Origin of the sequence: Streptomyces paromomycinus (assembly GCF_003865155.1) — a bacterium.
GTDB classification, from domain to species: Bacteria; Actinomycetota; Actinomycetes; order Streptomycetales; family Streptomycetaceae; genus Streptomyces; species Streptomyces chrestomyceticus.
On record NZ_BHZD01000001.1, the window covers coordinates 3,691,497 to 3,718,001 of the forward strand.

Below are 26,505 nucleotides of genomic sequence, written 5' to 3' on the forward strand. Positions count from 1 at the left end.
TAGCGAACCGGAAGGAGATCCGTCATGGCTCTCGATGAACTGAAGTCCGCCGTCCCGGACTTCGCCAAGGACCTGAAGCTGAACCTCGGTTCGGTGATCGGCAACAGCGAGCTGCCCAAGCAGCAGCTCTGGGGCACCGTCCTGGCCTGCGCGATCGCCTCGCGCTCGCCGAAGGTGCTGCGCGAGCTGGAGCCGGAGGCCAAGGCCAACCTCTCCGCCGAGGCGTACGCCGCGGCCAAGTCCGCCGCCGCCATCATGGCGATGAACAACGTGTTCTACCGGACCCGGCACCTGCTGTCGGACCCGGAGTACGGCACGATGCGCGCCGGCCTGCGGATGAACGTCATCGGCAACCCGGGCGTGGAGAAGGTCGACTTCGAGCTGTGGTCGCTGGCCGTCTCGGCCATCAACGGCTGCGGCATGTGCCTGGACTCGCACGAGCAGGTGCTGCGCAAGGCGGGCGTGGACCGCGAGACGATCCTTGAGGCCATCAAGATCGCTTCCGTGCTCCAGGCCGTCGGCGCCACCCTCGACTCCGAGGCCACCCTCGCCGAATAGGTGAACCGGAGGCGTCCCCGCCGGGGCGCCCGGCCGGTACGACAGAGCCCCGCGGACCACACGTCCGCGGGGCTCTGCGCATAATGAGGACAAATGTCCGTCCTGCACCTCCTCGTCCGGTGGCTCCGCCGCCCGTACTGGGACGCCCCCGACCCCGCCTGGATCGTCCGCCGCTGGCCCGACCTCACCGCCTGCTGCGTCGCGGCGCTCTTCTTCTGGCTCTCCCTCACCCCGTCGCTGCTCCCCCGCCCCTGGTACCTCCAGGGCCTGATCGGCGGCATCACCGCCGCCGTCGGCTACACCGCCGGAGCCGCTGCGAGCGCCCTCTTCCGCGCGCTGTGCCGGTACCGCCCCGCCGAACGCACCCGCGCCCGCTGCTGGCTGGCCTTCCACGTCCTGGGCATCGTGCTGTCCACGGCGGCCGTCTCCTGGAGCGCCCACGCCCAGCGCCGCCTCCGCCGCCTCCAGGAGGTCGAGCCGTCCCTGGTCTGGCACACCCCGATGATCATCCTGATCGCGGTGGCGGTCTGCGCGCTGTTCGTGCTGCTCGCCCGCTGCGTACGGCTGGTGGCCCGGCGGCTCGCCCGGTTCTTCGGCCGCTGGGTGCCGCGCCCGGCCGCGTACGTGATCGGTACGGCACTCACGGCCCTGCTGGTCACCGTCGGCTCCAAGGACGTGCTGTACGAGCGCGGCTTCATCGACATCGTCGACCGGATCTCCAAGGCCGCGAACCTGAGCACCGCCGACGGCATCACCCAACCCGCCTCCGCGTACGTCTCCGGCGGCCCCACCTCCGTCGTCGACTGGGCGGAACTGGGCGCCGAAGGACGCAACTTCATCGGCTCGGTCCCCCGCAAGCAGGACATCGCGGCGTTCACCGGCCGGCCCGCCAAGGACCCGGTACGCGTGTACGTCGGCGAGCAGGAGGGCGGCGACGCGCACTTCCGGCGCACCGCCGACCTCGCCGTACAGGAGTTGGAACGCACCGGCGGCTTCGACCGCAAGGTGCTGGCCCTGCTGGGCACCACGGGCAGCGGCTGGGTGGACCCGAGGATGCCGGAGCCGCTGGAGTACATGTACGGCGGTGACTCCGCGGTCGTCGCGACCCAGTACTCGTACCTGCCGTCCTGGATCTCCTTCCTCGTCGACAAGGAGAAGGCGGCGCGCGACGCCCGCGCGGTGTTCGACGCGGTGTACGCCAAGTGGTCCGCGCTGCCCGCCGACGACCGTCCCAAACTGGTGGTCGGCGGCGAGAGCCTCGGTACGTACGCGACCGAGGCGGGCTTCGACGGCCTGGACGACATGCTCGACAAGGTGGACGGCGCGCTGCTGGCCGGGCCGCCCAACGTCAGCCCGATCTGGCGGGAGGTGACCGCCGGGCGCGATCCCGGCAGCCCGGTGTGGCGCCCGGAGTACGACCACGGGCGGCACGTCCGCTTCGCGCAGTACCCGGAACGTGATCTGCGGCGCCCCGACGGCCCGTGGGAGCACCCCCGGGTGGTCTACCTCCAGAACGCCTCGGACCCGGTGGTGTGGTGGACCCCCGACCTGCTCTTCCACCGTCCCGCCTGGCTGGACCGCCCGCTCGGCCCGGACGTCACCGACGAGATGCGCTTCTGGCCGGTCGTCACCTTCTGGCAGACGACCGTCGATCTGGCGGTGTCCTTCGGCGCGCCGCCGCCGCACGGCCACCGCTACGGCACCGGCGCGGTGGACGGCTGGGCGGCGGTCGTCCCGCCGCCGGGCTGGACCGACCGGGACACGGCGCGGCTGCGGGCGTACGAGGCCGCGAAGGACGCCCCGTACTGAGACGTCCGTGCTGAGCAGCCGGCCGCCGTACCGAGCGACGCCCCGTCAGTCCTGCGACGCGCTCCCCTTCGGCGGGGTCGGCGCGACGCCCAGCGCCGTGGCGCCGTGCGGCGGTGGCGCCATCCGCAGGGCCTGCTCCCGTGAGTACGAACGCAGATAGCCGACGACCGTGTTGGTGACCGCGACCAGCGGGACCGCGACCACCGCGCCGCCGATGCCGGCGACCAGGCCGCCCGCGGCCACCGACAGGATGACGGCGAGCGGGTGGACCCGTACCGCGCGGCCCAGGATGAACGGCTGGAGGATGTGGCCCTCGATCTGCTGCACCGCCAGGACCACCGCGAGCACCATCAGCGCGGCGAAGACGCCCTGCGTCACCAGCGCGACCACGCACGCCAGCGCGCCCGAGACGACCGCGCCCACCAGCGGGATGAAGGCGAACAGGAAGATGAAGACGGCGAGCGGCACGGCCAGCGGCACGTCGAGGAAGTAGATGCCGATGCCGATGAAGATGGCGTCGATCAGCGCCACTATCACCGTCCCGCGCACATAGGCGGTCAGTGTGCGCCAGGCGCGCGGCCCGGCGCCCGCCACGCCTTCACGCGCCGCGCTCGGTACCAGCTTGAGCACCCAGTTCCAGATGCGCCGGCCGTCGTACAGCAGGAAGAGCGTGGTGAACATCGCCAGCAGGATGCCGGTGAGCACCTCCAGGACGACCGTGACGCCCTCCAGGCCGGCCGAGGTGATCGCCTCCGTGTTGGCGCCGACGGCGTCCTGGAGGTTCTTGGCGATGTTGTTGATCTGGTCCTCGGTGACATGGAACGGGCTGTTGAGGAGCCAGCCCTTCAGCTCGGTGATGCCTTCCTGGATACGGCTGGACACCGAGTCGATGTTGTCCTGAACCTGCCATACGACGAACCAGCCGACCAGACCCATGATGACGAACCCGGCGATGAACGTGAGCGCCGTGGCGAGCCCCCGCGGCACGCCCCGGCGCTTGAGCCAGGCGACGGTCGGCTGGAGCAGCGCGGTGATCAGCAGCGCGGCGACGAACGCCAGCACCACGAGCTGGATGGAGGTGATGACCTTGGCCAGCACCCAGATCGCCGCGGCCAGGATCAGCAGCCGCCAGCTCGCCTCGGCCGCGACCCGCACGCCCCACGGCACCGCGGCCACCGGGTCGGGGCGGGGTGCGACGGCGGGTGCGTAGGTCGGCGGGGCCGGCACCGAGTCGGGCGGGCGGTGCGCGTCCTCCGGCGCGTCCCCCGCCTCGTGCGCGCCGGTCGCGTGGGGAGCGTGGGGCGCGTCAGGTGGTCCGCCGTCGAGCCGTACGCCGGTGTACGTACCGGTGTACGCGTCGTCGTGCGCCACCCGAGGCCCGGCCGTGTGCCCGGCTCGCCTCAGCTCTTCCGGGTCGTTCTCCTCCGCCGCGGCCTCCGCGCGGCGGCGCTGGTCCTCCAGCCGCTGCGCGATCCGCGTCAGACCGGCGCCGAGGCCGCCGACCCACTGAGGCAATCTGGACATGTCGCTTCCTCTTCCCCTCCCGCCCCCCGGTGCTGTCAGGACGACGTTACCGGTGCGGGACGCACGAAACCCCCGACGCCGTCGCGGCCGGGGGTTTCGCGTACGAAGCGGAGAGGCGGACCACCTTACGCGGTGATCCGCCCTCACGTTCCGGTACGAGCTGCTGATTTCTCGGAACCAGCGGCTGATTTCTAGTACCAGTGGTTGTTCTGCCAGAAGCCCCAGGCACCACAGGGGCTGTTGTAGCGGCTGTTCATGTAGTTCAGCCCCCACTTGATCTGGGTGGCCGGGTTGGTCCGCCAGTCGGAGCCCGCGGAGGCCATCTTGGTGCCGGGCAGCGCCTGGACCAGGCCGTAGGCGCCGGAGGAGGCGTTGGTGGCGCGGTAGTTCCAGCCGGACTCGTGGTCCACGATGTTGCTGAAGCACTGGAACTGGTCGGCCGGCAGCATCTGCCGGGCGATGGCCTGCGTCTCGGCGATCGAGTACGACGCCTTGGCGGTGAAGGTGGACGCGTCGCGCGCGGCGGAGCGGGAGGCTTCCTTCTCCTTCTCGCGCTCCTTGGCGTCCTTCTCGGCCTTCGCCTTCTTGTCGGCCGCGTCCTTCTTGTCCTGCGCGTCCTGGGCGGCGGCCTTGCGGGCCGACTCCTGCGCGGACTTCAGCGCGGCGGCGTCCGCCTGGGTGGACGCTTCGTCCGCCTGCTGCGTAAGGGAGGCCGTCTGCACCTGGGCCTGGAGGCCCGCGGGTACGTCGGCGATCGTCGCGTCGGCCGCGGCGGCCTCGGTGTGGGCGACCGAGCCCTGCTCCTGGCCTGACGCGACACCGACAACGGCGCCGACGGTGGTGACCGCGGTGGCGGAGGCCACGGCGAATCCCCGGACCGAAATCCGGCTCACACGCTTTCCTTCCAGCATCGTCCGCATAGGTGACCTCGCGGACGCAATCGTGCCCCTGGCGCTGGCCTCCCCTTGTTCCGCCCCCGATCGATCGACGGGCACGGCTGGTCACGGGAGGCACGGGCCCGGTACGTCCCCCTCGGGGTCCGCGTGGTGCTCGGGCGGCATACGGCGACGCTATGCAGTTCTGGGGTTCCGCACCGCTGGGGGTGCCGGTGTGCCGTATGCGGGGCCTGACAGGACCCAGACTCTGCCCGAACCGGACGCGCGGAATCAATTCATCGTTGCGTGTGAAAGCTCACACCCCGTTTGCCACGGCTGATTTGCGGAAATGCCCGCGCAGCGCGGCGCCGCCCGGCTAAGCTCCTGCGCTCCTGCCGGGCGGCGCCGTACGTCACAAAGGGTCAGATCCTGCCGTCCTCCAGCATTTCGGTCACCAGGGCCGCGATCGGCGACCGCTCCGAGCGGGTGAGGGTGACGTGCGCGAACAGCGGATGGCCCTTCAGCTTCTCGACGACCGCCACCACCCCGTCGTACCGGCCGACCCGCAGGTTGTCGCGCTGCGCGACGTCATGGGTGAGCACGACCCGCGAGTTGGCGCCGATCCGGGACAGCACCGTCAGCAGGACGTTGCGTTCCAGCGACTGCGCCTCGTCGACGATGACGAACGCGTCGTGCAGCGACCGGCCGCGGATGTGGGTCAGCGGCAGCACCTCCAGCATGCCGCGGCCCACCACCTCTTCGATGACGTCCGAGGTGGTCACCGCCGACAGCGTGTCGAAGACGGCCTGGGCCCACGGGCTCATCTTCTCCGCCTCGGTGCCCGGCAGATAGCCCAGTTCCTGCCCGCCGACCGCGTACAGGGGACGGAAGACCATCACCTTGCGGTGCTGCTGCCGTTCCAGCACCGCCTCCAGGCCCGCGCACAGCGCCAGCGCCGACTTGCCCGTACCGGCCCGGCCGCCCATCGAGACGATGCCGACCTCCGGGTCCAGCAGCAGGTCGAGCGCGACCCGCTGTTCGGCGCTGCGGCCGTGGATGCCGAACGCCTCCCGGTCGCCGCGGACGAGCCGTACGCTGCCGTCCGCCGTGACCCGGCCGAGCGCCTTGCCGCGCTCGGACTGGAGCACCAGCCCGGTGTGCACGGGCAGCTCCACGGCCTCGGGCAGCTGAGCGGTCTCCTCGGCGAACAGCCCGTCGATCTGCTCCGCCGTCGCGGTCAGCTCCGCCATACCCGTCCAGCCGGAGTCCGTGATGGCCAGTTCGGCGCGGTACTCCTCCGCCAGCAGGCCCACCGCGGACGCCTTGATGCGCAGCGGCAGGTCCTTGGAGACGACCGTGACGTCGTAGCCCTCGGCCTGGAGGTTGCGGGCCACCGCGAGGATCCGCGAGTCGTTGTCGCCCAGCCGGAAGCCGGCCGGCAGCACCCCGGGGTCGGCGTGGTTCAGCTCGACCCGGAGGGAGCCGCCCAGGTCCCCGATGGGGATGGGGGCGTCCAGCCGCCCGTGCCGTACCCGGTACTCGTCCAGCAGGCGCAGCGCCTGCCGGGCGAAGTAGCCGAGTTCCGGATGATGCCTCTTCGCCTCCAGTTCGGTGACCACGACGACCGGCAGCACGACTTCGTGCTCGTCGAAGCGGGACATGGAGCCTGGATCCGCCAGCAGCACGCTGGTGTCGAGGACATAGGTGCGCCGGCCGTTCTCACGGCGCTGCTTGCTGTTCACCACGGGTGGACGTACCCCCTCGGATGAGGTCGGGGTGCGACGGCGTCGCGGAAGTGGAGCCGCCACGCCGTCAGGCGGCGGGCGACGGGACCGGGCTCGGGCCACGCTGCACGGGCCGAACGCCGGCCCTCCGCGTCGTCCGTGCGGTCCGCACGGTCGTCCGTGATGTGCAAAGGGCCTCCCGGGCGGACGGCCCCGTGCCGTCCGCTGAGATACGGCATCCGATGACTGGTACTGCCGGATACCGACCTGGAAGGGATATTCCCGCGAACGTGCGCACCCATGCAATGGCATATGACGCACGGTCGGTGAACGCTTGGTTACGGATCTGGCGCGGGAGTACTCCCGCGCCGGAAGGGGCGGCTCGGTTGGCCTAAAACCCGTAACGCCGGTGACGGGCGGCGTAGTCGCGCAGGGCGCGCAGGAAGTCCACCTTGCGGAAGGCCGGCCAGAAGACCTCGCAGAAGTAGTACTCCGAGTGGGCGCTCTGCCAGAGCATGAAGCCGGAGAGCCGCTGTTCGCCGCTGGTGCGGATCACCAGGTCCGGGTCCGGCTGGCCGCGGGTGTAGAGGTGTTCGGAGATCAGGTCGATGTCGACGATGTCGGCCAGTTCCTCGAAGGAGGTGCCGCGCTCGGCGTGTTCCAGGAGCAGTGAGCGCACCGCGTCCGCGATCTCCTGCCGGCCGCCGTAGCCGACGGCGACGTTGACCAGGATGCCGGTGTGGTCGGCGGTGACCTGCTCGGCCTCCTTGAGCACCTTCTGGGTGCCGTCCGGCAGCAGGTCGCGGTTGCCGACGTGGTGGACCCGCCAGCGGCCGTCGGCGGCCAGGCCGCGCACGGTGTTCTCGATGATCCCCAGCAGCGGGTCTAGTTCCTTGGCGGGCCGGTCGAGGTTGTCCGTCGACAGCATCCAGAGCGTGACGACCTCGACGTCGGTCTCGGCGCACCAGCCCAGCAGCTCGCTGATCTTTTCGGCGCCGGCCTGGTGCCCCTGCACAGTGGTACGGCCGTCGGCCCGTGCCCAGCGGCGGTTGCCGTCGAGGATGACGCCGATGTGCTTGGGGACCTGGTCGTGGTCGAGGCGGCCTTCGACCCGGCGGGCATAGAGCCTGTAGACGAGGTTGCGCAACGCGGGCGGGTACGGGATGCGCACCCCGGAAGATCGCAGCATGTGTGGTCAAGCCCCTCCGTGCAAATGGCGGTCGCCCCCGTCCCCTCAAGTCGGCAACTTTACGTCGGGGACGTCCCGGCGGCCCAATCAGGTGTGTCACAACTCCGTGATAAGGAGATGACCATGACTGATGCCTCTGTCCACATTGCCGCGAATACGCGTTACGACTCGATGGAGTACCGCCGCACCGGCCGCAGTGGTCTCAAACTCCCCGCCGTCTCCCTGGGCCTGTGGCACAACTTCGGTGACGACCGTGCCCTGGCGTCCCAGCGGGCGATCCTGCGCCGCGCCTTCGACCTGGGCGTCACCCACTTCGACCTGGCGAACAACTACGGGCCGCCGCCCGGCTCGGCCGAGCTGAACTTCGGGAAGATCTTCGCGCAGGACTTCCGGCCCTACCGCGACGAGATCGTCCTCTCCACGAAGGCCGGATATCGGATGCACCCCGGCCCGTACGGCGAATGGGGTTCGCGCAAATATCTCCTCTCGTCGCTGGATGCCTCGCTGAAGCGGATGGGTGTCGATTACGTCGACATCTTCTATTCGCACCGTTTCGACCCGGACACCCCGCTGGAGGAGACGATGGGCGCCCTGGCGTCCGCCGTCCAGCAGGGCAAGGCGCTGTACGTGGGCGTCTCCTCCTACTCCGCCGAGCAGACCCGCGAAGCCGCCCGCATCCTGCGCGGGACGGGCGTCCGCCCGCTGATCCACCAGCCTTCCTACTCGATGATCAACCGGTGGACGGAGGAGGACGCCCTTCTCGACACCCTGGAGGCGGAAGGCATGGGCTGCATCTCCTTCGCTCCCCTCGCCCAGGGCCTGCTGACCGACAAGTACCTGGACGGCATCCCGGAGGGCTCGCGCGCGTCGCAGGGCAAGTCGCTCGATCCGGGCCTGCTCTCGGACGACGTACGGCGGCGGCTGCGCGGCCTGAACGAGATCGCGGCGCGCCGCGGCCAGTCCCTCGCCCAGCTGGCGCTCTCCTGGGTGCTGCGGGACGAGCGGATGACCTCCGCACTGATCGGGGCGAGCAGCGTGGCGCAGCTGGAGGCCAATGTGGCGGCGGTCGGCGCGCCGAAGATCACGGAAGCGGAGCTGTCCGAGATCGAGGAGTTCGCGAAGTCGACCGACGGTGTGAACATCTGGGCCAAGCGCGGCTGATTCTGTTCGGTCCCGGACGCCTTTGCGGGGCGTTCCCCACTCTCCGCAGAGACGTTCGCACGATCCGTGTACGAAACCTGCCCGGTCATGATCATGGCGAGATCCGTACCCGGACACAAAAAGCGGGCCGGTCCGTGGGGGGGATACGGACCGGCCCGAGGGGGGGGTTTCCACCATAACCCCGAAGAGGGGGTGCTCAGTGCAACTTCACGCGGAACGGCGCGCCCGGTTTCCGGATCAAGGCGCCGCGGCGGCCCCCAGCAGCACCCCGAGAAGAGCCCCGACGATCATGAAAGGGCCGTACGGCATGGCCGGTTCGGGCCCATCATTCCGGGCTTCCGGGCCCCTGGCGCGCCGCAGCAACAGGCCGCACCCGTAGAGCGCGCCGAGCAGCAACCCCAGGAATGCGCCAGTGATCAGAATTGCCCAGCCGTACCACCCAAGAGTGACCCCCAGCCCGATCGCCAACTTGACGTCCCCCAGCCCCATTCCTGCCGGATTAACCACATATAGAACGAAATAAAACCCCGCAAGCCCCACCCCCCCGAGCAACGCACCACCCCACGCCCCCACCCCTCCCCCGCCCAGTGCAACGAACCCCAGCAGAAGCACCACACCACCCGCCAACGGCAGGGTCAGCACATCGGGCAGCCGCCGCACCCGCCAGTCCACGACGGCGAGCAGCACCGCCACAGGAACCACCGCGAGCCAGACCACCAATTCGGGCCGCGCACCGGTGGCGGCGGCGAGCAGTGCACTGGCCAGCGCACTGACCAGCACAGTCCTCACCACCCCAGGGCCGTACGGCCCACACCCGCGGCAACGCCCCAGCCCCACCCACCCCCGCAGCGGCCCGCCGATGGACCGCCCGCACGGACACCGGCCACGCCACCCCTCCCCCGGCTCGACGGCCAGCCGATAAGCGGGCCGAGGCACAAGCACCCCGACCGCGCCCCCGTACCCAGCGGCGAGAACCATCAGCATCACACCCACCCGGCCGACCCTAAGCTGATAAAACGCTCCTCATGCCCCGCTGGCAGAACGGATCAGGAACGCTCCGCTTCGTACAGACCGACGCCGGAGAAACGACGCCCGCGAACGAACCACCACCCCCCGAAGCGACCACCCCGACCACTCCCTCAGCCGCCCCCTCGACCCCCCTGGCCATCCCCTTGGAGATCGCCGCCTCCTACCGGGCGCGCACCCGCGGGCTGCTGGGCCGCGACGGCATCGACGGCGCCCTGCTCCTCACCCCGGCCAGCGGCGTGCACACGTTCCGCATGCGCTTCCCCCTCGACATCGCATACCTCACCCGCGACCTCACCGTCCTCGCCGTACGCACCATGCGGCCGGGACGACTCGGACGCCCCCGCCTGCGCGCCCGCCACGTACTGGAGGCGGAAGCCGGCGCGATGACCCGCTGGGGCCTGCGCCCCGGCACCCGCCTCACGATCGACACCCCCTGACCCTCCAGCCCGGCCTACCGGTCCAGCCCTTCGGCCCGACCCTCCGCCCACCCGACATTTCGGCACCGCCCGGACGCCGCATCAGCTGGTGGCTCGTCTCCCTGCCGCGGACCGGCCTCTCCCAGGGCAGGAGCAGACAGGCAGGCCCGCGCGATGCGCTTCCAGCTGATCGCGTGTGAGCGGTGCGAAAACGACCATAGGGCACATACCCGCATATGTACTATCTTCCAGCGCCAACCAGGCTTCCGACGCCGCGCAATTACCCCTTCCAGTCGGCAGGAGGCCCCAACAGCCGCGAGATGGCGCCTTCGCGCCGTCAACCAGGGCATGACGGCGCCACGCCGCACGGATGATCGAACGCCGTCTGCCGTTACGCGGTGGTCCGGCGCAGATGCCGGCTCACATCGCCAACCAGCCTCATCCGGACGTGCCGCTCCACGAAACGCCACCGCCCGTCCCGGCGCTCGAACCGGTCGCGGTAACGGCCAGCGGCGATGGCTTGCAACGGCAGCTCGGGCAGCGCCTGCAACACGGTGACGTACGAACGCGCGTCCGCCGTACCCGCCTGCTCGTCGACCTCGATCGCGACGTTGGACGTGACGTGGTGCGTCCTCGGCGTGCCGTCCGGGTAAACGATCAACGCCTCCCGGAGCATCCGCTCGATCGCTTCGGGGCCGCGCACGGGCTCCCCACTACCGACGAACGTCGCATCGGCCAGCAGCTCCCCGACCCCCGCGAAGTCACCGTCATCGACCAGCTCGGCGTAGCGGGCGATCAGGTTTTCGACGGCCCGGTAACCGGACGGCGCAGCAGCATTGCTCAAGAGTCGATCACGTCACACCGAGTGGCCCGCACCAGACCTCCGAACACCGCACGGCTGGCGACAATGACTGCGGACGGCTCGTCGCTCTCACGCAGCAGTACGGACTCATCGGCAGCTTCGGCAAGTTCGAGGCAGTTGCTGGCGTTGCCACTGTAGGAAGACTTCTGCCAGGTGGATATGGACACGATTGGGGCCTGCCCTCTCAGAGGTTGTTGACAATGCCGTGAATGAAGTCCCTCGAAGCGGCCTCTCCCAGCGCCATGGCTTCGAAGCGCTCCATGAACGTGCGGTACATGTCCAGTCGGGCATCCGCGTACTCGAACACCGCCCCGTGCTCGGTGTCGAGTTGCACGGTGTCCAGCTGCGGGACCTGCCCTTCCGCGTAGGTCACCGTCTGCCCCGCCCCCGGGAAGATCCCCGCCGAGAACGGGATCACCAGCACCGTGATCCGCTCCCGCTCGCTCATGGCGAGGATGTGTTCAAGCTGCTTCCGCGTAAGGGAGTGCCCGCCGAACTCCATGCGCAACGCTGCCTCGTGAATGATTGCCGTGTACGGCACCGGAGACTTTCGGTACAGAACCTCCTGCCGCTTGATCCGATGGGACACAAGATGCTCCACATGCGGCGGAGAAGGCTCGGGAACGTTCTGCAGGAAGGTCAGGCGAGCGTAGTCAGCCGTCTGCAACAAGCCGGGTAGATGCGAGACTTGCGCGGTTCTTATGGCAGTCGCGTTCTGTTCCATCTCCGCGAGGTCGAGCAGGCCCGGAAGCAACTTCTCCCGGTAATCCTCCCACCAGCCGCGCTTCCCACCGGCCGCCATGACGGCAAGCGCCTCCACAAACGCGGCGTCGGCGCAGCCGTAGGCCCGCGCCAAGGTGCGCACGCGGTCTGCGCTTACGCCGATGCGCGCTACTTCGATGTTGCTGACTCGCGATTGCCCCAGCCCGGTCAGGGCGCCGGCTTCGGTGGCGCTCAACCCGGCCCGCTCACGCAGCTTCCGCAGCTCACCCCCCAGGCGCCGCTGCCGGACAGTCGGCGCTTCCCTGGCAGGCATACAGACACGCACCTTCCCGGTTGTGAGGACCCAAATCTACATCGGTGTACTGAAGTACACGCAGCGCGTGGACTACAGAGCCCGCCGTGCGCTACCTTCCGTGTCGGACCAACTACTTCTCGCAGTAGTGGAGATGCGCATGCCCCTGCACGCAGTCACCCCCCTCCGGCACCCCGCCTACCGTCACGGCAACTGGGAGTACAGCCTTCGGCTCCCCCACAGCCCGCTCAGCCCTGGCGTCGCTCGCGCAACCGTGCGTCTCGTACTGGACCGGTACTCGCTCGACGAACTCGGCGACCGTGCGCAGCTCCTGGCTTCGGAGCTCGCCACAAACTGCTACCTGCACGCACCCGGACCGGCGCGGCTTCGGCTCTCCTGGGAGGACGGCGTGGTGCGGATGAGCATGTGGGACACCGGCCGCCCCCTGCCCGGCATCGCCGAGCACCCGACGCCGGCCCAGGTCGGCGCCGGACGCGGCCTGCACCTCGTGGGGGCGTGCGCCGACGACTGGGGCTGGTACGCACTCGACCCGAACCGTCTCGGCGTGGACGGCAAGATCGTGTGGTGCGAGCTGTACCGCTGACCGTACCGTTCAGTCGGCCGCCGTCAGCACCTCCCGCCGGGCATCGACCGCGCCCGGCGCCCGCCCCGTCACCGTACGAGCCTCCGTACGGCGCTGAAGAACCGCCGCCCAGAGCGCAGCCCCCAGCGCCGCCGCGCCCACCGCCGCTCCCACCCACGCCACCGACGTGAAACCGAAGCCCGCGTCGATCGTCAGCCCGCCCAGCATCGGGGTGAGGGTGATGCCGACGTTGAAGGCGGAGGTGTTGACCGCGGGGGCCAGGGTCGGGGCGGTCGGGGCGAGGGTGAAGACGCGGGACTGGACCACCGGGTTGGTGAGGTAGCCGGTGAGGCCGAGGGCGAAGACCAGGGCGATGGTCACGGGCAGGTTCTCGGCCGTCAGGGCGAGCAGGGCGGAGGCGGCGGTCAGTCCGCCGATGCCGAGGAAGAGGGTGCGGAGCGGGTGGCGGTCGGCGGTGCGGCCGCCGAGGGTCATGCCGAGGAGGCCGCCGACCCCGTACAGCGCGAGGACGGCCGGGACCAGGCTCGCCGGCAGGCCGCTCACCTCGGTCAGCAGGGGCGTGAGGTAGCTGAAGGTGACGATGGCCGCGCCGAAGCTCAGGGTGGTGAGGAGGTAGGAGACCCACAGGGCGGGACGGGACATGGCCGCGATCTCGCGCCGTATGGAGGGGAGTTCGCCCTGACCCGGGCGTCCGACGGGCAGCGCGGCCAGCAGGGAGACCAGGCTCGCGGCGGTCAGGGCGACCACGCCCCAGAAGGCCGCGCGCCACCCGGCGTGCTGGCTCAGCACCGTGCCGGCCGGTACGCCGACGATCGTGGCGAGGGTGAGTCCCGTACCGACGACCGACAGCGCCTTGCCCTTGGCGTCGGCGGGCACCAGGCTCACCGCCGCCGCGGCGGCCACCGCCCAGAAGCCCGCGTACGCGAAGGCGCTGACGACCCGCGTCGCGAACAGCACCCCGTACCCCGGGGCCAGCGCGCCGACCACGTGCCCGGCCACGAAGACGAGCTGGAAGGCGATCAGCGCGGTGCGGCGCGGCAGGCGCAGGGTGCCGATGGCGAGGACGGGCGCGCCCACCACCATGCCGATGGCGAACGCGGACACCAGCAGCCCGGCGTCGGGGATGGAGACGCCGAGGTCGGCGGCCACGTTGGGCAGCAGTCCGGCGAGCATGAACTCGGAGGTTCCCTGGGCGAAGATCCCCAGGCCGAGGAGGTAGACGGCTATGGGCATGACGTGCGCACTCCCGATGAGGGTTGGGTATCGGATGGGTATTGGATGGGTCGGTCCAAAACGGAGGCAAAAGGAAGCGGCCCGGTCGGGCCGCGAGTGGAGCAGCACGTCACAGCGCCGCCATGAAGCCCTCCACGACTCCTTCGAGCGCCACGCGGTCGGCCCCGCAGCGCGCCGAGACGCGCAGGCCGCCGACGGCCGCGATGACCAGGTGGGCGAGTGCGCGCGCGTCCTTGCCCGGGTCGATGTCGCCGTCCCGCTGCCCGGACGCGATCGCGGCGCGGATCGCCTCCAGCCGCAGCCGGTAGTCCCGCGCCAGCTCGCCGGCGACCTCTTCGTCGCGGGCCGCGATCTCGATGGCGGTGTTCACGACCAGGCAGCCACGCCGGGCCTCCTCACCGTCGCACTCCTCGTCCACGACGCGCCGCAGATGCGTACGGATCTTCTCCCGCACCGGCAGGCCGCTCTCCAGCAGCGCGAACAGTTCACCGTTCCGTTCCGTCATGAAACGGTCCAGCGCCCGCTCGAAAAGGTCGTGCTTGCTCTTGAACGTGTTGTAGATACTGCTGCGCCCGAGGCCGGTCGCCTCGCACAGGTCCTGCGTGGACGTGGCTTCGTAGCCGGCGGCCCGGAACGCGTCCATCGCGGCACCGACCGCCCGCTCCTCGTCGAACTTCCTGGGGCGGGCCATGGGAGGACAGTACATGTATTGGATCGTCCGGTCCAATACGTTTCGGCCCGCCGTCATGTGCCGGAAGCCGTTGGCCGGGTGGACGGGTGGCCGGTGCCGCGGCGCCGGGCCCCTACTTCCCCGTACGCGGAAAGCTCACCTCGACCCGCCGGTTCTTCTTGCGGCCGTCCTCCGTGGCGTTGTCGGCGATCGGGTACTGCTCGCCGTAGCCGCGGATCTGGAACGTGACCGCCGCGCCGAGGCTCTCGGCCAGTTCGCGCTGGACGGCGTTGGCGCGTTCCTTGGACAGGACCAGGCCGTGCGCGTCCGAGCCCAGGTTGTCGGTGAAGCCGAAGACGCGGAGGTTGGTGGCGTGCTGCTGCTTGATTTCGGCGGCGATGGCGGTGATGCGGGACAGCGCGTCGGGGGAGAGTTCGGCGCTGTCCTTGGCGAAGAGGACCTCGGCCTGGAGGGCGAAGGTCACGTTGGAGTTGGTGTCCTGGCGCCGCTCGGCGCCGTCGTCGGTCTCCACGATGGACTTGATGTTGAGCACCTTGGCGGGGGCGAGGGTGGCGCCCTGGACCATGCGGAGGTCGGGGTCCTTCGGGTCGATCTTCACCGGGGCGGTGGTGTCCTCGGAGACGCCGGGCGGGTCGTCGGCGTGGGCGGCCGGCGGGGCCGGGGTGAGGATGAGGAGGAGGGCAGTGGCCGCGGTGACGGCGGACCGTGCGGCGGGGCGGGGTCTGGTCGCGGACGGGGTCGTCATGGGTCAGTCCGAGATCGAGACGGTGGCGGGCGGCATGGTCGGGAGCTGGAAGTCGACCTCGGTCACCTTCGCGGGCGGGGCCGGGAACTGCGCGAAGACGGGCCGGCTCTCGCCCGGTTTCAGGCCGCTCAGTCCGGTGGTGCACAGACACTCACCCTCGGTGTCCCGCAGCACCAGGTAGCGCTTCTTGCCGGCCTTGTCGACCAGGGTGGCGCCGGAGACGGAGGAGCGGGAGCGCATGCCGGTCTCGTTGGAGCGCCAGTTGATCGCGTTGAAGATCTTGGTGCCGTTGTTGGTGACGGTGCCGCTGACCGTGACGAAGCCGCCGGTGTCCCGGACCGCGGAGTGCAGGGTGACGACCACCCCGTCCGGGCCCTTCACCTCGCCGATGGCCCGCTGGGAGTCGGCGGCCGGGGTGCCGTGCCCGGTGTCCTTCGGGGCGGTGGCCCGGGTCGGCGGCTTACCGTCCGCGCCGCTCCTGCCGCCGCCGTCGTCACCGCCGCAGCCGCTCACGACGAGAGCGAGGCCGGCGGCGATCGCCGCGGCGGCCACTCTCCTGGTGGCCTTCGAAGGGCGCCCAGTGTCCATGGATGCGATTCCCTCTGCTCGTCGTCGGCTGGTCATTCGGCAAGGCGTACGGAGAACAGGTCGGCGGCTTCGGGCAGGTCGCGGGGGTCGGCCGGGTCGACGGTCCACTCCTTGCCGTCCTCGCAGGTGAGGTTCACGGTGGGGGGACCGGCGGGCGGGTCGTCGGTGGGGGGATCGCCGCCTGGGGGCTTGTCGGCGGGCGGGTCGTCGGCGGGCGGCTCATCGCCCTGGCCGGGGCCGTCGCCCTCCCCCGGCGTCGGTGCCGGTGTCGGGTCCGGCTCCGGGCCCGGTGTGCAGCGTGGTTCGACCACCGCCCTGGCCCGTGCCGAGGCGTGGGTGTTCTCGGTCCCGGGGATCACCGAACGGCCCACGGTCTTACGGGTGTCGGCCTCGACGGCGAACGACGTGGGGTACGAGCCGGCCGTGCACGTCGCGTCGGCGTCGTTGCGGCCGGCGAACCACCGGGCGTTCGCGCACGCCTCGGCGCCGGGCACGCCGCGGCCGCCGAGCAGGTCCTTCCAGGGCGCGCCCGTACGGATCGCGTCGAGGAGTTCCGTGCTCAGTCGGTCCCGGTACTTCTGTCCGGCCGCCAGCGCCGCCGCGTCGGCCGCGGTCTGCGCGGAGTTGCGTGTCGCGGCGGCCTGCCCGACCGCGAAGAACGCGAAGGCGAGCAGGAGCAGACCGGCCACGGCCACGATGTACAGGGGAAACGCCTGACCGGCGTCTCCGGTCCGGCGGCGGGGCGCCGCCCGGGTCAGATCCCCACGACCTCGGAGATCTTGTTGGAGATGGCCGTCGCGATCTGACTGCCGAAGTCCGTGGTCGACAGGACGAGCACGATCGCCACGACCACGGCGATGATGCCCAGGTACTCGATCGAGGTCTGCCCCCGGTCGTCGCCCTTTCCCCACAACCGCTTCGCCATCGTGTTCCCCTCCATGGGCGGCCGGGCCGCTCCGGTCCGGATGGTCTGCCCCCGTGGTGCCGGCCCGTGCGTACACGTCGTACGGAGGAACGCCGTACGGGCGAGAGCCGTACGGGCGCACACCGAACACGCGTACACCGGACGTGAGCACGCTACGCACACACGCGCTCGCGACACGAGAAAAGTACGCCGGAACACCGGTCCCGGAACAGGGCGTCCGCCCGCATTCCTTTCCCGCGAGCGCGGGTTGAAGCATCGGCCGGTGGTGCGAGGTGAAGGAATCGCCCGGATCGTCCGGTAAGAGAGACTTGCGGGGAGCGACGGGGAGATCCGGTACGGCCGGACCACCCGCTGCAGCCGGATCGCCCGGTACGCCCGTCCCGTCCGACGGCATCCTCTCCACCCCCGCCCGTCCATCGTCGGCAGCGCCGTTGCCACCCGTCCCGGTGTGCCCGGCGGTGCGTCCGGGTCCGGGGAACACATGGATGCCGACTGTCCCACATACCGTTGCGTACGCGAAGGACGTTTGCCCAACAGGAGCCGTTTCGAGACGCGTAAGGGGGCGGCGGGACGCGGGAGTTGACCCGCGCGCCGGGCCGGGGCGCGTCAGTCGCCCATCAGCGAGCCGAAGTCGGTGCCGGAGCCGAGGAAGAAGCCCGCGACGAGCAGGATCATCGTGGCGGGGACCATGAACGTGGTGACCACCATGGTCGCCTTGGGCACCGCGCGGGCGGCGCGCCGCCGGGCGTTCTGCGCGTCGGTGCGGCGCATGTCGTCGGCGATCTGGATGAGGGTGTCGACGATCGGGGAGCCGAGTTCCTCGCCCTGCTGGAGCGCGGTGACGAACTGGGCCACCTGCTCGGAGTCGTTGCGTCTGCGCAGTTCCTCGAAGGCCTCGCGGCGGCTGACGCCCATGTCCAGCTGCCGCAGCGTGATCCGCAGCTCGTCGGCCCACGGACCTTCGTACTTGTCGGCCACCCGGTCCAGGGCCTGCCGGAAGCCCAGCCCGGCGCTGACCACGACGGCCAGCACGTCCAGGAAGTCGGGCAACGTCCGTTCGATGGTGTCCTTGCGTTGGCGAATCGCGGCCCAGATGCCGACCTCGTTCCAGAACAGGCCGAAGGCGACGAGGAGGAGGGCGAGCAGGTACTGGGAGCGCAGCAGCATGACGAGCGCGCCGCCGAAGCCGAGGAAGCCGTACACCGCGCGGCGGGCGGCGTAGCGGTCCACGGTCAGGCCGCCGGGATTACCCGCCTGATCGATGCGCCTGCGCACCTTGGCCACCCGCTTCTCGCCCATCAGGCGTAGGACGAGGGGTGCGTACCGCATCCCCGCCCGGTCCACCGCCGATCCGACGACGGTGATGCGGGTCGAGCCGACCTCCAGGGCGACGGCGATGTCCGGGGGCAGTCTGGCCTCGCGGCGGTAGAGGGCGAGGCCGTAGCAGATGCCCGCAACGGAGAGGGCGAGCGCGAGGGCGAGGAGCAGGCCGGTGGTTACGGTTCCCATGGGTGGGTGCCTTCGGGTGGGGAGGGTGGCGGGGCGTGACGGGCGGGGCCGTCAGACGTCGATCTTGGAGATGCGGCGGATCACGAAGAAGCCGACGGCGTACAGGGCGAAGGCCACGACCACCGCGGCCTGCCCCAGGAACGTGGCCGTCATCCGGTCGATGGCCCCGGGCGCGATGCGGTTCATCAGCAGCAGCGTGCCCAGGCCGAGGAACGGCACGACGTACGCCGTCACGACGACCTGGGAGAGCTGGGTACGCACCTCGCGCCGGGTCTCCTTGCGCTCCTCCAGGGTCTTGGTGAGGTTGCGCAGCGAGCCGACGACCGTGCCGCCCGCGCGGTTGGACAGCACCAGGGTGGTGACGAGGACGACGAGTTCGCGCGAGGGCAGCCGGGCGGCGAGTTCGTCCAGGGCCTCGTCGAGGGAGTGGCCGACGGCCAGTTTGTCGGAGACCTTGGCCAGTTCCTCCCCGGCGGGCGCCTCCAGTTCCTCGGCCGCCATGCCCAGGGCCGTACGCAGCGCCAGGCCGGCCTGGGTGGCGTTGGCGAGGATGCGGGACAGCTCGGGCAGCTGGTTGATGAACTTCTCGATACGTTTCTGCCGCTGCCAGTTGAGGAAGGCGTACGCCGACCAGACGGCCGCCAGGGCCGCGATCGGCCCGAAGAAGGGCGCCAGGACCGCCTGCGCGACGATCCACACCCCGGCGACCACGGCGAGCAGGCCGACGAAGAACTCGCCGGGGGTCACGTCCAGGCCGGTGGCGGCCAGCCGCAGTTCCAGGCCGCGCCCGAGCCGGGTGGCGCGCAGCCGGCGGTCGACGGCGGCGAAGCGGCGGCCGTGGCCGGGCCGGGGCAGGCCGTGGTCGTCGGAGAGCCGGTCGACGAGGGCCCGGTGCCGCTCGCGTCCGGTCGCGTAGAGCCGCAGGCCCACGACGGCCAGCACCGCGCAGAGCAGGGTGACGCCGAGGGTGAGCAGGGCGATGTCGTCCAGGGGCATGGGCGCGGGTCCGTCCTCCGGTGGTGAGCCGCTACGGGGCGTACAGGGGGCAACAAGGGTCAACAGGGGGCAACAGGCGTCAACAGGTCTTCACCCGGCCGCCCACGGCTTCACGAGGCTTCCCGGGTGGCGAGCTGATCGGCGGTGGCCGCGACGCCGAAGGCCGGGGGTACGGGTTCGTCGGCGAGGTAGAGGCGTTCGGCGACGCGGCGCGGCAGCGGGTGGTAGCGGAAACGGCCGCGTACGGTGCGGTCGGCGCCGCTCGGCTCGGCCTCGAAGCGGCAGACGGTGGCGAGGCGGTAGTCGGCGTGGCCGTGCGAGTCGAGGATGGCGATCTCGCCGATGCGGCGGGAGCCGTCGGCGTGCCGGGAGATCTGTACGAGGCAGTCGACGGCGCTGTTGATCTGGTCGCGCAGCGCCTCGAAGGGCACCTTGACGTCGGACATGGACGCGAGCGTCTGGAGCCGCATCAGGGCGTCCTCGGCGCTGTTGGCGTGCACGGTGGCCAGCGAGCCGTCGTGGCCGGTGGACATCGCCTGGAGCATGTCGAGGGTCTCGCCGCCGCGGACCTCGCCGACGATGATGCGGTCGGGGCGCATGCGCAGGGAGTTGCGTACGAGGTCGCGGATGGTGATCCGGCCCTTGCCCTCCACGTTGGGCGGCCGGGATTCGAGGCGGATCACGTGGGTCTGCTGGAGCTGGAGTTCGGCGGCGTCCTCGACGGTGATGATCCGCTCGCCCTCGGGGATGAGGCCGGAGAGCGCGTTGAGCAGGGTGGTCTTGCCGGCACCGGTGGGCCCGGAGACGACGACGTTGAACTTGGCCCGGACCAGCCCGGCGAGCAGCATCACCATCTGGTCGTCGAGGGTGCCCATGCCGATCAGTTCGGGCAGCGTGTACGCGCGGGGGAAGCGGCGGATGGTCAGGGTGGCGCCGTTCAGGGCGAGCGGCGGGATGATGACGTTGACGCGCTCGCCGGAGGGCAGCCGCGCGTCGACCATCGGGTTGGACTCGTCCACCCGGCGGTTGACGGTGGAGACGATGCGTTCGATCGTCTGCATGAGCTGTTCGTGGGAGGCGAAGCGGACGGGGACCAGCTCCACCCGGCCGTGCCGCTCGACGTAGACCTGGTCGGGCCCGTTGACCATGATCTCGGTGACCGAGGCGTCTTCCAGCAGCGGTTCCAGGACGCCGAGGCCGAGCGCCTCGTCCACCACGCGGCGGATGAGCTGGGCGCGTTCGGCGGTGGACAGGACCGGGCCCTCGCGGCTGATGATGTGGCCGAGGACGCGCTCCAGGCGGGTCCGGCGCTCGGCGGCGGCGAGCGCCGACATCTCGGCGAGGTCGATCTCCTCCAGCAGCTTGGCGCGGTAGACGGCGACGAGGTGGCCGTCCTCGCGGCCCGTCGGAGGGGCCTCCGGCGCGGCGATGCGGGCTTTGAGACTCATGGGGCGGTGCTTCCTCCGGGTTCGGCGGGCAGGGCCATGGTGGCGCTGCGGGTGGCGGGCCCGAACTCGACGCCGGGAATGACGGACGGGATCTTGACCGTCGCGGTCGCCACGGCCTCGCCGCCGCCCTCGGACGCCTGGACGCCGGCGTCCGCGGCGATCCAGCCGCTCATGGCCGCCTTGCCCGCCGCCTCCGGGGTGGTCTTCCGGTCGGCCTCGTCGAGGGTGGCCGTACGGGCGGCGGCGCGCGCTCCCGTACCGGCCTGCTGAACGGCGTACGCGGCCAGGCCGAGCTGGATCACGGCGAGGGCGATGACCAGCAGGATCGGCAGGAAGCCGAGGAATTCGACGGAGACCTGGCCGCGGTCGTCGCGCCGGCGGCGCGCCCTTCGCCGCCCCCGGATGCGCACGGTCGTCGTCACGTCCCCTCCTCCTCCGCCGCGCCCGCCGTGCCCACGACGCGCCACGGGAAGTTCACCGCGCCGGGGAAGAGCACCGGCACCTGGAGCGCCACCCGCGCCTTCCACAGGCCGCCCTCGGGAGTGCACGAGATCTGCGCGCCGCCCTCCCACGCACCGGGCAGGTCTTTCCTGGCCGCCGCCTCGCAGGCGGCCGGGCCGCCCGTCTCGGTCGCGGTGCCCGCCCGCGCGCCCTTGTCCGCCGAGTTGGCGGCGAGCGTGAACGTGTAGCCGACGAGCACGAACTGCCAGAGCAGGGCGAGGACGGCCAGAATCAGCGGGGCCAGCCCGAGCAGTTCGACGGAGACCTGGCCGCGGTCGTCGCCCAGCTGTGGGCGGCGCATCCCTCGGTCATCGCCCGGCCGGTGGCGGCGCATCCCTCAGCCCTCCTCGTACGGACCGGCCGGGCCGAAGGCACCCGCGGCGCCAGGGGCACCCGGCACTCCCGGCTCCCCGGCGGCGGGCCCGGCCGTCAGCGCCTTGCGCCGCCGGCCGGTCAGCGGCGTACGGGCGCGGTGGCTGCCCCGCCCCTGCCGGGCCGCGGCCGGCGCGTCGACCAGGCCCAGCTCCCCGGCGAGCGCCCACAGCGCCTGCCGGACCGTGGACCGGGCGTCCAGGTCCTGCATCCGGCCCGCGTCGACGTACGGCTGGAGCTCCTTGAAGGCCGCCGGTACGGGCGTCCGGGCGACCCGGGTGCCGGTGGCCTTGCCGACCAGCGGCGGCTGGATCTCGGTGTTACGGGTGAGGCGGTTGACGACGGTCGTGGTGTCCTCGGCCTTGCGGATCTGCAACCGGTCCCAGAGCCGTACGAGGCGCTTGGCGGCCCGTACGCAGACCACGTCCGGCGTCGTCACGAGCAGGGCGGTGTCGGAGAGTTCGACGGCGGCGGCGCTGGCCGACTGCATCTGGGAACCGCAGTCCACCACCACCAGCTCGTAGCGCGAGCGCAGCGCCGCCAGGACCGTGCGGGCGGCCCGGTCGTCCACCTCCTCACCGCGCTCGCCCTCCTCCGGCGCCAGCAGCAGGCCCAGTCCGGTGTGGTGGGCATGCACGGCGTCCTGGAGCACGCGTACGGAGATGTCCTGGATGTCCGCGAGGTCGACGATCGAACGGCGGAACTGGACGTCCAGGTAGGAGGCCACGTCACCGGACTGGAGGTCCATGTCGACCAGCGCGACGCTGCGTCCGGCAGCGCGCGCGGCGAGCGCGAGCTGCACGGCGGTGACGGTCGTACCGACACCTCCCTTGGCGCCGGTGACGGTGACGAGCGTGCCCGCCGGTCCGAGCGCCGCTTCCTGCCCGCCGCCCAGATGGACCCGTACACCGGCCGCCCACTGAGCTGCGGCCTGCACCCGGGCCGCCAGTTCGTCGTAGCCGAGCGGCAGGCCGACGATGCCGCGCGCGCCCGCGTCCATGGCGGCGGCGAACAGGGCCGGGCCCGCGTCGGTGGTGATCAGCACGACGCCGACGGCGGGGAAGCGCAGCGCGATGTCGCGGATCAGCTCCAGCGCGGGCACCGGACCGATGCGCTCATGGACGAGGACGACCTCGGGCAGCTCGTCCACGGCGGACGGCGGCCCCGGCCGGTCCGGTGAGCCGGCGGCCGCCCGGGAGACGGCCTGGTCGAGCGCGTTGACCAGGGCGGTGGAGTCGGTGACCGGCGGCCCGGGCTCGGCGCCCGGCAACTGGCTGAGCAGCGACGACACGGCACGGGCTGCGTCGGGGTCGCCGACCGCCGGGAGGATGCGGATGGTCACCAGGGCCTCCGGGTCATTTGTCGCCGTCGAGCGTGTAGGTGCGCTCCGCGGGCGGGATGTCGGCCTCGGTGCCGGGGGCGACGAGGGCGAGCCGTACGTGGGTGGCGAAGGACTCCGCGTAGGCGACGCGCTGGGCGTCCTGGGTGCTCAGCGCGAAGGTGATCGGTACGGCGTCGGTGGCGCGGCGGGTGCTGGAGGAGCGGGTGTCGCCGGGGTCCTTGCTCTCCAGCGGGGTGAGCTTGCCCCGGTCGATGACCAGGGCGTTCGCCACGATCACCTTGGAGACGGGCCGGTCCTGGGAGCGTTTGCCCTCGAAGGTGGCGTAGATGTTCACCCGGGCCCCGGGGTTGATCTTCCCGGCCACGCCGGTGGCCGCGTCGATCATGATGGCGATCTCCTGCTGCCCCGGCTTGAGCGCGGGGCGGTCGACGGCCATGTCGTCCTGGAGGAGCGAGCCCTTGTGCAGCGGTGTCACGGCGATCTTCCCGCGGACCCGGGCCAGGTCGGTGACGGCGGTGGACGGCAGCCAGCGCTCCGGTATCTCCACCTTCTCGAACTGGCCCGGATCGAGCGCCTGGTAGGCGGCCACGTCCGCTTTCAGCCGGTACGCGGTGCGCTCGGGGCCGACCTTGGACTCCACGTTGCGTATCACCGACAGCACGCCGACGAACGCGCCGAGCGCGCAGAGGACCGACAGGAGCAGCAGGATCACTCCGCGGCGCTGGCGTGAGTTCATGGGTGCGGGACCTCGTGGGGATCGGTGCGGGCGGGGGTGGGGAAGGGGACGGGAGCGGGGCGGGCGGGCCGGACCCGGTGGAGCCGTCTCGCGCGGGACGGTCCGTACGGGCGGGCCGGAGCCGTTACGGGACGGATCAGCGTGCCCGTACGGCCGTCCGCCGCCCCGGCTCGGGCCCCGGCACACCGCCCGGCGACACCGGAGCCAGGCCCCGGCGCCGCAGCAGGGAGGAGGCGGGCGTGGCGGAGGCCTCCGGTGCGCCGCCCGGCCCGTTTCCGGTGCGGGGCCGCGCGGTCCCGCCCGTACGGTGTCCGGCGTCGGCCGCCGCACCCGGTACGGCGGTCGGCGCACAGCAGAACGCGCACCGGTCGCCGATGAGTTCGAGACCGCACCAGCGGCACTCCTCTCTCCGTACGGACGCCACGAGCTGGTAGAGCACCGAAAGATCCGGAATGGCCGCCGCGAACTCGGCGGCCTTGTGCGTGCCCCACCACGCCGCCGACTCGGCGGGCAGCGGCACCTCGTACGCCCCCTGCACCTGCCAGGAGCGCGCCAGGACGCCGCCGACCCACTCGCCGGAGACCTGGCCGCGTGCCCAGACGAGGCGGGTGGCGAAGCCGGGGGCGGGCAGGCCGGCCTCGGCGGCCCGTTCGGCGTGCCGGTCGAGGCGGACGAGGTGCGGCTCCGGGTTGGCGAGCACCGCGAAGTGCGCGCCGGGCACCCAGGACAGCAGGTGGGAACGGAGGTCCATCGGCACCTTGTCGAGGCGGGCGACGCTGCCCAGCAGGGCGCCCGCGTGCACGTAGTGCGCCAGCAGGCGGGCGGCGCAGGCGAGCAGCCCGGGGCTGAAGTCGCACAGCGACAACTGCCGGAGCTGCTGGGCCAGCACGGCCAGGCCGAGCGGCGGCAGGTCCGTCGGCAGGATCGCGAACCGGTCGCTCTCCAGGACCGCGCGCAGGGTGTGCAGCCGGCGGACGTGGTCCGGCGGGCAGGCGGTGGAGTAGAGCGCCACGAGGTGACCGTGGTGCTCCAGCACCGCGCCCAGTTCGTTGAGCGCCTCGTCCAGCGGCTGGGCGTGCGGGGGCCGGACGACGACGGCGGCCGGGGTCTGCCGGTCGGTGGCGGGCAGCGCGAGATCGGCGCTGGTGACTGCAATCGCGGTCGGCACGTCGCGTCCCCCACTGCGCTGCTGGCGCTGTCGGCACTGTTGGCGCTGTCGGCACTGCTGTTGGCTCAGCACCTTATCCACGAGTTCCGCCCGGGAGAACACGTTCTGGGGTACTGGCCGTCCGACTTGGCGCTTCCGCTCCCCCGCCCCTCCCCGCCTTTCGGGGAATTCCCGGTTCCGCACGACCTCTTGACACGCACATTGGTCTGGACCACCTTGTACGCCAGCACGACGCACCACACACAACACCAGCACCACAGCAGCTCAGGGGCCCCTGAACGCGCAGCAGCACCACCCTGCCCAACTCCCCCCACGGAGGCACCAGTGGTACGCGCACGATCAGGAAGAGCAGCACACACAGGACGTCCCGCCCGGCGCACCGTCCGGGCCCTGGCGGGCCTGGCCGCCGCGGCACTGGCCTCGGCCGGCCTCGTCGCGGCGGGCGCCCCGCCCCACACCGCCGCCCCGGACCGCACCACCGCCGCGCCCCGCACCACCGCCGTACCGAAGCACGCCGTCACCGGCTACTGGCAGAACTTCGACAACGGCGCCACGGTCCAGAAGCTCAAGGACGTCCCGGACGCCTACGACATCATCGCGGTCTCCTTCGCCGAGGCGACGAGCACGCCCGGCGGCCTGGACTTCCACCTCGATCCGGCGGTCGGCTACGACTCCGCCGACGCCTTCAAGGCGGACATCAAGGCCAAGCAGTCGGCTGGCAAATCGGTCATCATCTCGGTCGGCGGCGAGAAGGGCGCCGTGTCCGTCAGCGACGACGCCTCCGCGAAGAACTTCGCCGACTCCCTCGGCAAGCTCATGGACGAGTACGGCTTCGACGGCGTCGACATCGACCTGGAGAACGGCCTCGACGCGACCTACATGACCAAGGCGCTCAAGGCCGTGCACGCGCAGCACAGCGACGTCGTGATCACCATGGCGCCGCAGACGACCGACATGCAGTCGCCGCAGAACGAGTACTTCAAGACGGCGCTGAACATCAAGGACTTCCTCACGGTCGTCAACATGCAGTACTACAACAGCGGCTCGATGAACGGCTGCGACGGCAAGGTGTACGCCCAGGGCACGGTCGACTTCCTCACCTCGCTCGCCTGCGTCCAACTGGAAGGCGGGCTCGCCCCGTCGCAGGTCGGCATCGGCGTCCCGGCGTCGTCCCGCGCGGCGGGCGGCGGGTACGCGCCGCCGTCCGTGGTGAACGCGGCGCTGGACTGTCTGACGCAGGGCAAGAACTGCGGCACGTTCAAGCCGTCGAAGACCTACCCGGGGCTGCGGGGCGCGATGGCCTGGTCCACGAACTGGGACGCCGCGAACGGGAACGCGTTCGCGGGCCAGGTGGGGGCGCACGTGCACGGCCTGCCGTAACCGGCCGTACGCACCCGCCGTACGCACCCGCCGTACACACCCGGCAGACGACCGGCCGCGCGATGCCCGGAGCACCGCGCGGCCGGCTCGTGTCTCAAGGACTGT

General features: G+C 71.3%; 28 protein-coding genes. 6 read left to right on the top strand and 22 right to left on the bottom strand.

Translation table 11 applies throughout. From position 1 onward, the window contains the following. Positions 1–24: 24 nt before the first annotated feature. Positions 25–558, top strand: a complete 534-nt coding sequence (locus OEIGOIKO_RS15025) for an alkyl hydroperoxide reductase (protein WP_125054480.1) — start codon at positions 25–27, stop codon at positions 556–558. Positions 559–651: 93 nt separating this feature from the next. Further along, complete coding sequence (locus OEIGOIKO_RS15030) at positions 652–2,367, top strand: alpha/beta hydrolase (protein ID WP_125054481.1); 1,716 nt, start codon at positions 652–654, stop codon at positions 2,365–2,367. A gap of 45 nt (positions 2,368–2,412) precedes the next feature. Here the strand turns inward: OEIGOIKO_RS15030 and OEIGOIKO_RS15035 are convergent, their stop codons facing one another. The 4 genes from OEIGOIKO_RS15035 to OEIGOIKO_RS15050 all read right to left on the bottom strand — a co-directional run bounded on the left by OEIGOIKO_RS15035 (position 2,413) and on the right by OEIGOIKO_RS15050 (position 7,679). Then, a complete protein-coding gene (locus OEIGOIKO_RS15035; protein WP_125054482.1) occupies positions 2,413–3,891 on the bottom strand; it encodes an AI-2E family transporter in 1,479 nt (492 codons plus the stop codon). Positions 3,892–4,082: 191 nt separating this feature from the next. After that, positions 4,083–4,784, bottom strand: a complete 702-nt coding sequence (locus OEIGOIKO_RS15040) for an aggregation-promoting factor C-terminal-like domain-containing protein (RefSeq protein ID WP_125045199.1) — start codon at positions 4,782–4,784, stop codon at positions 4,083–4,085. Positions 4,785–5,188: 404 nt separating this feature from the next. Further along, complete coding sequence (locus OEIGOIKO_RS15045) at positions 5,189–6,511, bottom strand: PhoH family protein (protein ID WP_125054483.1); 1,323 nt, start codon at positions 6,509–6,511, stop codon at positions 5,189–5,191. Positions 6,512–6,881: 370 nt separating this feature from the next. After that, a complete protein-coding gene (locus OEIGOIKO_RS15050; protein ID WP_125054484.1) occupies positions 6,882–7,679 on the bottom strand; it encodes an isoprenyl transferase in 798 nt (265 codons plus the stop codon). Positions 7,680–7,796: 117 nt separating this feature from the next. On the opposite strand from OEIGOIKO_RS15050, the gene mgrA reads away from it, so the two are divergent. Further along, complete coding sequence (mgrA, locus tag OEIGOIKO_RS15055; RefSeq protein ID WP_371858921.1) at positions 7,797–8,840, top strand: L-glyceraldehyde 3-phosphate reductase; 1,044 nt, start codon at positions 7,797–7,799, stop codon at positions 8,838–8,840. Between the two features lie 237 nt (positions 8,841–9,077). Here mgrA and OEIGOIKO_RS15060 read toward each other — a convergent pair whose 3' ends face one another. Continuing rightward, positions 9,078–9,620: a prepilin peptidase gene (locus OEIGOIKO_RS15060; RefSeq protein WP_307721232.1), complete on the bottom strand. Its 543-nt coding sequence runs from the start codon at positions 9,618–9,620 to the stop codon at positions 9,078–9,080. Positions 9,621–9,865: 245 nt separating this feature from the next. On the opposite strand from OEIGOIKO_RS15060, the gene OEIGOIKO_RS15065 reads away from it, so the two are divergent. After that, positions 9,866–10,306 carry a DUF192 domain-containing protein gene (locus OEIGOIKO_RS15065; protein WP_125054486.1) on the top strand — a complete coding sequence of 147 codons (441 nt, stop codon included), beginning with the start codon at positions 9,866–9,868 and terminating at the stop codon, positions 10,304–10,306. A 370-nt stretch (positions 10,307–10,676) separates the two neighbouring features. Here OEIGOIKO_RS15065 and OEIGOIKO_RS15070 read toward each other — a convergent pair whose 3' ends face one another. The 3 genes from OEIGOIKO_RS15070 to OEIGOIKO_RS15080 are packed head-to-tail and all read right to left on the bottom strand — an operon-like array spanning position 10,677 to position 12,183. Next, positions 10,677–11,129: a nuclear transport factor 2 family protein gene (locus OEIGOIKO_RS15070; RefSeq protein ID WP_125054487.1), complete on the bottom strand. Its 453-nt coding sequence runs from the start codon at positions 11,127–11,129 to the stop codon at positions 10,677–10,679. After that, positions 11,126–11,314 (bottom strand): DUF397 domain-containing protein, encoded by a 189-nt coding sequence (locus OEIGOIKO_RS15075; protein WP_125054488.1) that lies wholly within the window; start codon positions 11,312–11,314, stop codon positions 11,126–11,128. Before OEIGOIKO_RS15075 ends, OEIGOIKO_RS15070 begins: the two co-directional genes overlap by 4 nt. 17 nt (positions 11,315–11,331) lie before the next feature. Then, the gene (locus OEIGOIKO_RS15080) at positions 11,332–12,183 is read right to left on the bottom strand and encodes a helix-turn-helix domain-containing protein (RefSeq protein ID WP_125054489.1); all 852 of its coding nucleotides are present in this window, start codon (positions 12,181–12,183) and stop codon (positions 11,332–11,334) included. Positions 12,184–12,322: 139 nt separating this feature from the next. Between OEIGOIKO_RS15080 and OEIGOIKO_RS15085 the strand changes: the two genes are divergently transcribed. Beyond that, a complete protein-coding gene (locus OEIGOIKO_RS15085; RefSeq protein ID WP_125054490.1) occupies positions 12,323–12,766 on the top strand; it encodes an ATP-binding protein in 444 nt (147 codons plus the stop codon). A gap of 9 nt (positions 12,767–12,775) precedes the next feature. Here the strand turns inward: OEIGOIKO_RS15085 and OEIGOIKO_RS15090 are convergent, their stop codons facing one another. From OEIGOIKO_RS15090 to OEIGOIKO_RS15150, 14 genes are all read right to left on the bottom strand, one after another. After that, positions 12,776–13,999, bottom strand: a complete 1,224-nt coding sequence (locus OEIGOIKO_RS15090; RefSeq protein ID WP_125054491.1) for a Cmx/CmrA family chloramphenicol efflux MFS transporter — start codon at positions 13,997–13,999, stop codon at positions 12,776–12,778. A gap of 109 nt (positions 14,000–14,108) precedes the next feature. Beyond that, positions 14,109–14,690 carry a TetR/AcrR family transcriptional regulator gene (locus OEIGOIKO_RS15095; RefSeq protein ID WP_125054492.1) on the bottom strand — a complete coding sequence of 194 codons (582 nt, stop codon included), beginning with the start codon at positions 14,688–14,690 and terminating at the stop codon, positions 14,109–14,111. 112 nt (positions 14,691–14,802) lie between these two features. Continuing rightward, on the bottom strand, positions 14,803–15,435 hold the full coding sequence (locus OEIGOIKO_RS15100) for an OmpA family protein (protein WP_125054493.1): 633 nt from the start codon (positions 15,433–15,435) through the stop codon (positions 14,803–14,805). 3 nt (positions 15,436–15,438) lie between these two features. Continuing rightward, entirely contained in the window at positions 15,439–16,023 is a 585-nt protein-coding gene (locus tag OEIGOIKO_RS15105) for a hypothetical protein (RefSeq protein ID WP_125054494.1), read from the bottom strand. Positions 16,024–16,055: 32 nt separating this feature from the next. Next, positions 16,056–16,781 (bottom strand): pilus assembly protein TadG-related protein, encoded by a 726-nt coding sequence (locus tag OEIGOIKO_RS15110; protein WP_125058702.1) that lies wholly within the window; start codon positions 16,779–16,781, stop codon positions 16,056–16,058. Continuing rightward, positions 16,778–16,948, bottom strand: a complete 171-nt coding sequence (locus tag OEIGOIKO_RS41590; RefSeq protein WP_030020674.1) for a membrane protein — start codon at positions 16,946–16,948, stop codon at positions 16,778–16,780. The genes OEIGOIKO_RS15110 and OEIGOIKO_RS41590 overlap by 4 nt, the downstream gene beginning before the upstream one ends. A 606-nt stretch (positions 16,949–17,554) precedes the next feature. Next, positions 17,555–18,457, bottom strand: coding sequence for a DUF5936 domain-containing protein (locus tag OEIGOIKO_RS15120; RefSeq protein ID WP_125054496.1), 903 nt, complete (start codon positions 18,455–18,457; stop codon positions 17,555–17,557). A 51-nt stretch (positions 18,458–18,508) separates the two neighbouring features. After that, positions 18,509–19,453 carry a type II secretion system F family protein gene (locus OEIGOIKO_RS15125; RefSeq protein ID WP_125054497.1) on the bottom strand — a complete coding sequence of 315 codons (945 nt, stop codon included), beginning with the start codon at positions 19,451–19,453 and terminating at the stop codon, positions 18,509–18,511. A 110-nt stretch (positions 19,454–19,563) separates the two neighbouring features. Then, positions 19,564–20,901, bottom strand: coding sequence for a CpaF family protein (locus tag OEIGOIKO_RS15130; protein ID WP_125054498.1), 1,338 nt, complete (start codon positions 20,899–20,901; stop codon positions 19,564–19,566). Then, the gene (locus OEIGOIKO_RS15135) at positions 20,898–21,323 is read right to left on the bottom strand and encodes a TadE/TadG family type IV pilus assembly protein (protein WP_125054499.1); all 426 of its coding nucleotides are present in this window, start codon (positions 21,321–21,323) and stop codon (positions 20,898–20,900) included. The genes OEIGOIKO_RS15130 and OEIGOIKO_RS15135 overlap by 4 nt, the downstream gene beginning before the upstream one ends. After that, a complete protein-coding gene (locus OEIGOIKO_RS41595; protein WP_170251703.1) occupies positions 21,320–21,703 on the bottom strand; it encodes a TadE family protein in 384 nt (127 codons plus the stop codon). The genes OEIGOIKO_RS15135 and OEIGOIKO_RS41595 overlap by 4 nt, the downstream gene beginning before the upstream one ends. Before the next feature lie 36 nt (positions 21,704–21,739). Continuing rightward, positions 21,740–23,116, bottom strand: a complete 1,377-nt coding sequence (locus OEIGOIKO_RS15140; protein ID WP_170251704.1) for an AAA family ATPase — start codon at positions 23,114–23,116, stop codon at positions 21,740–21,742. Positions 23,117–23,129: 13 nt separating this feature from the next. Continuing rightward, positions 23,130–23,852, bottom strand: coding sequence for a Flp pilus assembly protein CpaB (gene cpaB, locus OEIGOIKO_RS15145; RefSeq protein ID WP_174857160.1), 723 nt, complete (start codon positions 23,850–23,852; stop codon positions 23,130–23,132). A gap of 136 nt (positions 23,853–23,988) precedes the next feature. Then, a complete protein-coding gene (locus OEIGOIKO_RS15150; RefSeq protein ID WP_246177348.1) occupies positions 23,989–25,020 on the bottom strand; it encodes a hypothetical protein in 1,032 nt (343 codons plus the stop codon). Positions 25,021–25,344: 324 nt separating this feature from the next. On the opposite strand from OEIGOIKO_RS15150, the gene OEIGOIKO_RS15155 reads away from it, so the two are divergent. Further along, entirely contained in the window at positions 25,345–26,400 is a 1,056-nt protein-coding gene (locus OEIGOIKO_RS15155) for a chitinase (protein WP_125054500.1), read from the top strand. The last annotated feature ends 105 nt before the right edge of the window (positions 26,401–26,505 follow it).